The sequence below is a fragment of the Sinobaca sp. H24 genome (genome assembly GCF_023845525.1).
The window spans coordinates 23,394-29,933 of record NZ_JALBWT010000050.1 but is presented as its reverse complement, the minus strand read 5'-3'; the positions used below and the strand labels follow the sequence as shown (position 1 = coordinate 29,933).

Below are 6,540 nucleotides of genomic sequence, written 5' to 3'. Positions count from 1 at the left end.
TGCTACCTGTTCCTCCTTTTTAGTAAACGCTTTCAATCGTGCGGGTTAAAAAGAAAAGAAAGACAAAACCGTCGTTTCTTTTCCTTTCCTTTTTTATAAAAATGAATCATCACGAATTGACAAACGCTTTCATAAACTTATAATGATTGTTACAGCAAGCATTTAAAATTGCAACATCCAGACAATTATTGTTTAAATATGAAACACTTTTTAAAAGGAGATGGAAATGACAGTAAAAATTGGTGTACTTGCCCCATACAGAGGACTGGAGCATGTGGTGCTCGATCAGGCAGCTTTACTCAATGGAATTGAAATAGACATGAGTGTGACCCGGGAAGTGGATGCGCTTCGGCAGGCAGCGCTTCTCGAAGAACGCGGCGTCGACGTGATTGTCAGCCGCGGGTTGACGGCAGCAACGATTAAAGGAAGTGCCGCAGTACCGCTTGTTGAGATAGACGTATCCGGTTTTGATATTCTGCGTACGCTGCTGCTGTGAGGGGTACCAAAGAAAAGGCGCGGGTAATCGGGTTTCCAAGCGTCTGCAACGGCGTGAGTGAAGTCTCCAAGCTGCTGGCATTATCTATCCCATACACGAAAGTAAACACGCCCGCTGAGACAGAGCGTGCCGTATATGAGGCCTGGGAGAATGGAACGACGTTGATCATCGGGGATGCGGTGACGATGAGCTTTGCAGAAAAATTTGGTCTGAAAGGCATTATGATTACTTCCGGGAGGGAATCGGTCGCCCAGGCCCTTCTTCAGGCTGAACAGATCGGCCGTGTGCTGTTAAAAAACAAGCAGGAAACCACCGCTTATCAGTCCATGATGCATACGCTGTCCGACGGCATTATCCTATTTGAAGACACGGGGAAAGTCCGCTATATGAATCCAGCGTTTGCCCATATGTTTGAGAAGCATGAGTATATACAAAACATGGAGTCCACGGTAAGCCGCATGCTGCTGCGCTGCATCGGCAAGCCGTTTATACAGGAAAAAGCAGAAGTGCACGGACGCCAAATAATTATTGAAGGAACGAGCCTGGATGTGCAGGAAACTCCCCACTATTTGGTGAAATGTATAGAAGAGAGCCGGTATGCATTGGACCGCGAAGGATTGTCCGTTCAGCCGTTTCGGACAGGGGTGATTTCTTTTGCGCAGCTGAGCGAAACCGACCCGGGTTTAAAGGAAGAAATGGAATACTTCAGGAGTGCAGCGGACACTTCAGCATTTCTACTGAGAGGTGCCCCGGGAACCGGAAAAAAATCATTAGCGTATGCGATGCATCAGTCCAGGCACAGCTATTCCCATGATATCTGGCAGGTCACAATAGAAAATCGGATGCATGCGGATACGTTCATGGAGCTAGAAAGACTGCTGAAATCCTCTAAAGGAACGTATTACATGAAGGGGTGGGACTCCCTTAGAGACGATCAGAAAAAAAGTCTATGGCAGGCATCAGAAAACACAAGCGCTCTTGTTTTTTTTGTCACGGATCAGACGCGGAACGAAGACATGCCTGATTTTGTGAAAAGCATTACGCTTCCCCCGCTGCGGGAGCGGATCGATCATCTTGAGGATTATGCCCGCCTGTTCATTTCCCTGGCGAACGTTAAATATGGCAAGCAGGTGGTAGGAATAGGCAGCAGGCTGCTTGCCTATTGGAAAAAACAGCCGTGGGAGCACAACCTGTCAGAGCTCTCCGATGCAATAGAGCGGACGGTGGCCAATTCCAAAACCGTGTATTTAGAAAAGGAGGATACGGTATCGAAGCAGCAGACCGGCATTCCAGAAACGGTAGACCTTACAAGATCATTAAAAGAAATAGAGCTGGATATCATTATGCGGGTCGTAAAACAGGAAAATTACAATCAAAGCACCGCTGCCAAAAGACTTGGTATTAACCGCTCTACGCTTTGGCGCCGATTAAAAGAAGCGGAGGCTAAATAATAGAACCAGGAGGCAGCTGCATGAGAGACGAGGAAGAGATTCTAGCGATGCTTGCAAAAAAAGCACAGGCAGAACCGGCAGTAAGAGCCGTATGCCTGAACGGATCCAGAGTTAATCCGAACAGCAGCCCGGACGTGATGCAGGATTTTGACGTGGTGTACGTCGTCGATGACCTGAAGCCTTTTATTCAGCAGCGGGAGTGGCTGAAGGAATTCGGAGACATGCTAATTATGCAAACTCCGGATGAGATGAATGGAGGATCCGGGCGAAAACACCGCTTTGCGTTTTTGATGCTGTTTACCGGCGGTAATCGAATCGATCTTACCCTCCTGCTGCGGTCAGAAGTACCCTTGTATATGGAAGAAGACAGCTTGATCGTTGTTTTATTGGATAAAGATGCCCTTTTTCCGGCACTCGAATTACCTTCGGAGCGGAGCCATTATCTACAGCCACCAGATTTCGCCGCCTTTCATGACTGCTGCAATGAATTTTGGTGGCTGTCGACCTATGTGGCTAAAGGAGCATGGCGCTCTGAAATTCTCTATGCTATGGACCATGTGGGACTCATGCGGGAAATGCTGCTGAAGATGACGGCCTGGCATACAGCTGCCCCGCACCATTTTATGATTAATATGGGGAAAAGCTATAAATACCTGCCGTTCTATTTAGATCATGACATATGGCAGCATCTCCAATCTGCTTTTCCTAAACCGGACGTCGCTTCTATTTGGAGGGCTTTATTTCGCATGGGGGACTTGTTTCTGGAACTAACCGTGAAAACAGCAGAAACTCTAGGGATAGCCTATGAAGTCGAAGAGCCCAAAAATGTGTACAGGTATTTGGAAGATCTTTACGCAAATTCTCAGAAGCCGGATAGATAAAAGGGATTGTTTTCTTAAAAACCAATTGGGGTAGGAGAGGAAGAAGAGGGAGAATAATCCATTAACCTTTTCATGAAAACGATTATCCGAATATTCTATTAAAAGGGGGACGAAAAAATGGGGAAAAATGTAACGCAAAAATTGATTGGTGATCATCTGATTTCCGGTGACATGAAGCAGGGCGAAGAAATTGGATTAAAAATTGACCAGACGCTCACCCAGGATGCTACCGGTACGCTTGTTATGCTCGAGCTTGAAGCGATGGGAATCGAGCGCGTGAAAACAGAGGTCTCCGCGCAGTACGTAGACCATAATCTGATCCAGGAGGATTATAAAAATCCGGATGACCATTTATTTCTGCAGAGCGCGGCACAGCGGTTTGGTATTTACTACAGTAAGCCGGGTAACGGAGTGAGCCACCCGGTTCATATGCAGCGTTTGGGTAAGCCGGGAAAAACGCTGCTCGGCTCAGACAGTCATACGTGTGCAGCAGGATCACTCGGTATGTTTGCAATGGGAGCGGGCGGTATTGAAGTCGCGATGGCAGCCGCTGGTGAACCAGTTTATGTAAAAATGCCGAAAGTATGGGGCGTGAAGCTTACAGGAAAGCTGCCGGACTGGGTAAGTGCAAAAGATATTATTTTGGAACTGCTGCGCCGCCACGGAGTTAAAGGCGGTGTCGGCAGAGTAATTGAATACTACGGACCGGCTCTTGCCAACTTAACTGCTATGGACCGCCACGTTATTGCCAACATGGGGGCGGAGCTGGGAGCGACGACCTCCGTATTCCCGTCGGACGAACAGGTCCGCCATTTTCTGGAGATGGAAGAGCGCGGAGAGGATTGGGTTGAGCTTCTGGCTGATGAGGATGCGGCCTACGACGAACACGAGGAAATCAACCTGTCTGAGCTGGAGCCGATGATCGCAAGACCGTCCAGCCCTGGTAACGTTGTCCCTGTCCGCGAAGCGGCTGGCGAGCCTATTTACCAGTCCTACATTGGTTCTTCTGCAAACCCAGGGTACAGAGACTTTGCTATTGTTGCGCAGATTATGAAAGGTAGATCGATTGCTGCCGGCGTGTCACTTGATATTAACCCGTCGTCACGCGAAACGCTCACTGACTTAATCAATACGGGCAACCTTTCCCACCTTATTGATGCAGGGGCCAGACTTCATCAGGCCGGCTGTAACGGCTGTATCGGGATGGGACAGGCACCCGCATCTGGAAAGAACAGCCTCCGTACCGTTCCGCGTAACTTCCCGGGTCGTTCGGGTACGCTCGACGACAGCGTGTTTTTATGCAGTCCGGAAACGGCAGCTGCTTCTGCTCTTACAGGAAAGATTACCGATCCTCGGGAGCTTGATATGGAATATCCGCAGATAGATATCCCTAAGCCTGCGATTAATAATGAACTGTTGATGCACCCATATCCGTATGAAGAAGCAAAAGAAATTCGTTTATCCAAAGGACCGAATATCGAAGCGATTCCGGAATTTGACAGCCTTCCGGATGAACTGGAAGTTGTCGTTGGATTTAAAACAGGAGATGACGTATCAACGGATGAAATTCTGGCAGGCGGCGGCCGGGTGCTGCCGTTTCGAAGCAATCTGCCGGAGATCAGCAAGTTTACATTTGAAAAACTTGACAAGTCCTACTACGAGCGGTCGATGGCATCACGGGATGATGGCGGCCACGCGATTATCGGCGGAAGCAACTACGGCCAGGGATCAAGCCGGGAGCATGCAGCTCTTGCGCCAAGGTACCTAGGGCTCCGCGTCGTAATCGTAAAGGATTTTGCCCGAATCCACTGGCAGAACCTTGTTAATTTCGGCGTCGTACCGCTTACGTTTGTTAACGAGTCCGACTATGACCTGCTGGAGCAGGATGACGTGATCATTTTTAAAAATCTTCGTCAGTCTCTGCAGGATTCTGCCGTTCTTACCGCAGAGGTTAAAGGCAAATCCTCTATAGAAGTAGAACACGCCATGTCCGGAAGGCAGATTGAAATTATGCTGGAAGGCGGCATGATCAACTGGATCAAAAAAGGAGAAACACAGCACTAGCTGCTTGAAACATCAGCCCGGGTTGAATCCCCCGGGCTGATGTTATTTTTATAACTATAAGGAGAGATACTATGACCCATCAACAATACATACAGCGGGCCGCAGCGCTTGCGGAACAAAGCATTTCAGAAGGAGGCGGTCCATTCGGGGCGGTTATCGTGAAACAGGGGATCGAAATAAGTACAGGAAAAAATATGGTAACAAAAAACAGGAATCCGACGGCGCATGCCGAAATAGTAGCTATACAGGAAGCATGCCGGAAGCTGGATGATTTCAAGCTGGACGGCTGCATCCTGTACAGCAGCTGCGAGCCTTGTCCCATGTGTTTTGGAGCCATCTACTGGGCAGGACTGGACGCGGTCTATTATGCAGGGACCCGAAGTGATGCTGCTGAAGCAGGATTTGACGATGCCCGTATTTACGATGAGCTGAATCAGGAGAGAGGGAGACGATCGATTCCTTTTATCGAGCTCAGGCAAGAGAACCGCGACCCTTTCCGCACGTGGAACAAAAAAACCGATAAGACCAGGTACTGATGATGGAAGGGAAGTGTTATGGTTAATTTTGAAAGCGCTTTATTTAATTATTTATATAGGAGGCCTGCAATGAAACAAGTAAAAGCCGAAATGTCAGGAAGCATCTGGAAAATCACAACAGCGGTCGGAGAAGATGTTGTCATAGGGCAGGAAATAGCGATACTGGAATCCATGAAAATGGAAATACCGATGGAATCGACAGAAAACGGAAAGGTGCATGCCATTCATAAAAAAGAAGGGGATTTTGTAGAGGAAGGCGATATTCTTATCGAGCTTGAATAAAGCAGTCAGGGGGAGGATACAATTGCCGGAACTAGTGAATTGGACGATTCATCCAAATGGAACGGCTGCACTAACCCTGAGACGCCCGGAAGCGGCCAATGCCTTATCGATTGAGCTTCTGCATACACTTGCCGAAGGAATCGAAGCTTTAGCTTCTCAACCGGACGTGAGGTGTGTTGTACTGACTGGTGAAGGACACAAAGCGTTCTGCGCTGGAGCCGACCTTAAAGAGCGGGCGCAGATGACGCCATCGGAAACAAAAGACACTGTTGCTCTAATCGGCTCCGTCGTTAACCAGCTGGCGGATATGCCGCAGCCGACGCTTGCGGTTCTTAATGGCAGTGCTTTTGGCGGCGGTCTGGAGCTTGCTTTAGCCTGCGATATCCGGATGGCAGCCGATCATATCAAAATCGGATTGACAGAAACCTCTCTTGGCGTTATTCCTGGAGCCGGCGGCACGCAAAGACTGCCACGCATTATTGGGACAGCAAAAGCCAAAGAGCTTATTTTCACAGCTAAAAAAATAGATACGGCCGAAGCGTTGTCGATCGGTCTCTTAGAACATGTAGTACCTTCTGAAAGGCTTCCAGAAAAAATAGCCGAAATGACAGATGCAATCTGCAGGAATGCACCTATTGCCGTTAGACAAGCGAAGGCTGCTGTAACGAATGGAACCGATGCCGGACTGGAGGCTGGTTTATTAATCGAACAACAGGCTTATGAAGCAACGCTTTTCACTGAGGACCGCCTGGAAGGTCTAAACGCCTTCCGGGAAAAGCGGTTACCTGTATACAAGGGCAGGTAGCTGATAGTGATAAACCTCGCCGGGT

The 6,540-nt window shown here is 48.6% G+C and carries 7 protein-coding genes; all 7 read left to right on the top strand.

What is annotated here, in order from left to right; all coding sequences use genetic code 11:
* The first annotated feature begins 226 nt into the window (after window positions 1-226).
* Window positions 227-496 carry a PrpR N-terminal domain-containing protein gene (locus tag MMY81_RS30645; RefSeq protein ID WP_252315810.1) on the top strand — a complete coding sequence of 90 codons (270 nt, stop codon included), beginning with the start codon at window positions 227-229 and terminating at the stop codon, window positions 494-496.
* A gap of 53 nt (window positions 497-549) precedes the next feature.
* Window positions 550-1,947, top strand: a complete 1,398-nt coding sequence (locus MMY81_RS33540; RefSeq protein ID WP_252315809.1) for a PrpR N-terminal domain-containing protein — start codon at window positions 550-552, stop codon at window positions 1,945-1,947.
* 20 nt (window positions 1,948-1,967) lie between these two features.
* Window positions 1,968-2,828, top strand: a complete 861-nt coding sequence (locus tag MMY81_RS30635) for an aminoglycoside 6-adenylyltransferase (RefSeq protein WP_252315808.1) — start codon at window positions 1,968-1,970, stop codon at window positions 2,826-2,828.
* Window positions 2,829-2,945: 117 nt separating this feature from the next.
* Window positions 2,946-4,892 (top strand): aconitate hydratase, encoded by a 1,947-nt coding sequence (locus MMY81_RS30630; RefSeq protein WP_252315807.1) that lies wholly within the window; start codon window positions 2,946-2,948, stop codon window positions 4,890-4,892.
* A gap of 71 nt (window positions 4,893-4,963) precedes the next feature.
* Window positions 4,964-5,428, top strand: coding sequence for a nucleoside deaminase (locus MMY81_RS30625; RefSeq protein ID WP_252315806.1), 465 nt, complete (start codon window positions 4,964-4,966; stop codon window positions 5,426-5,428).
* 69 nt (window positions 5,429-5,497) lie between these two features.
* A complete protein-coding gene (locus tag MMY81_RS30620) occupies window positions 5,498-5,710 on the top strand; it encodes an acetyl-CoA carboxylase biotin carboxyl carrier protein subunit (RefSeq protein ID WP_252315805.1) in 213 nt (70 codons plus the stop codon).
* A 22-nt stretch (window positions 5,711-5,732) separates the two neighbouring features.
* Window positions 5,733-6,515, top strand: a complete 783-nt coding sequence (locus tag MMY81_RS30615) for an enoyl-CoA hydratase-related protein (RefSeq protein WP_252315804.1) — start codon at window positions 5,733-5,735, stop codon at window positions 6,513-6,515.
* Window positions 6,516-6,540: the final 25 nt, after the last annotated feature.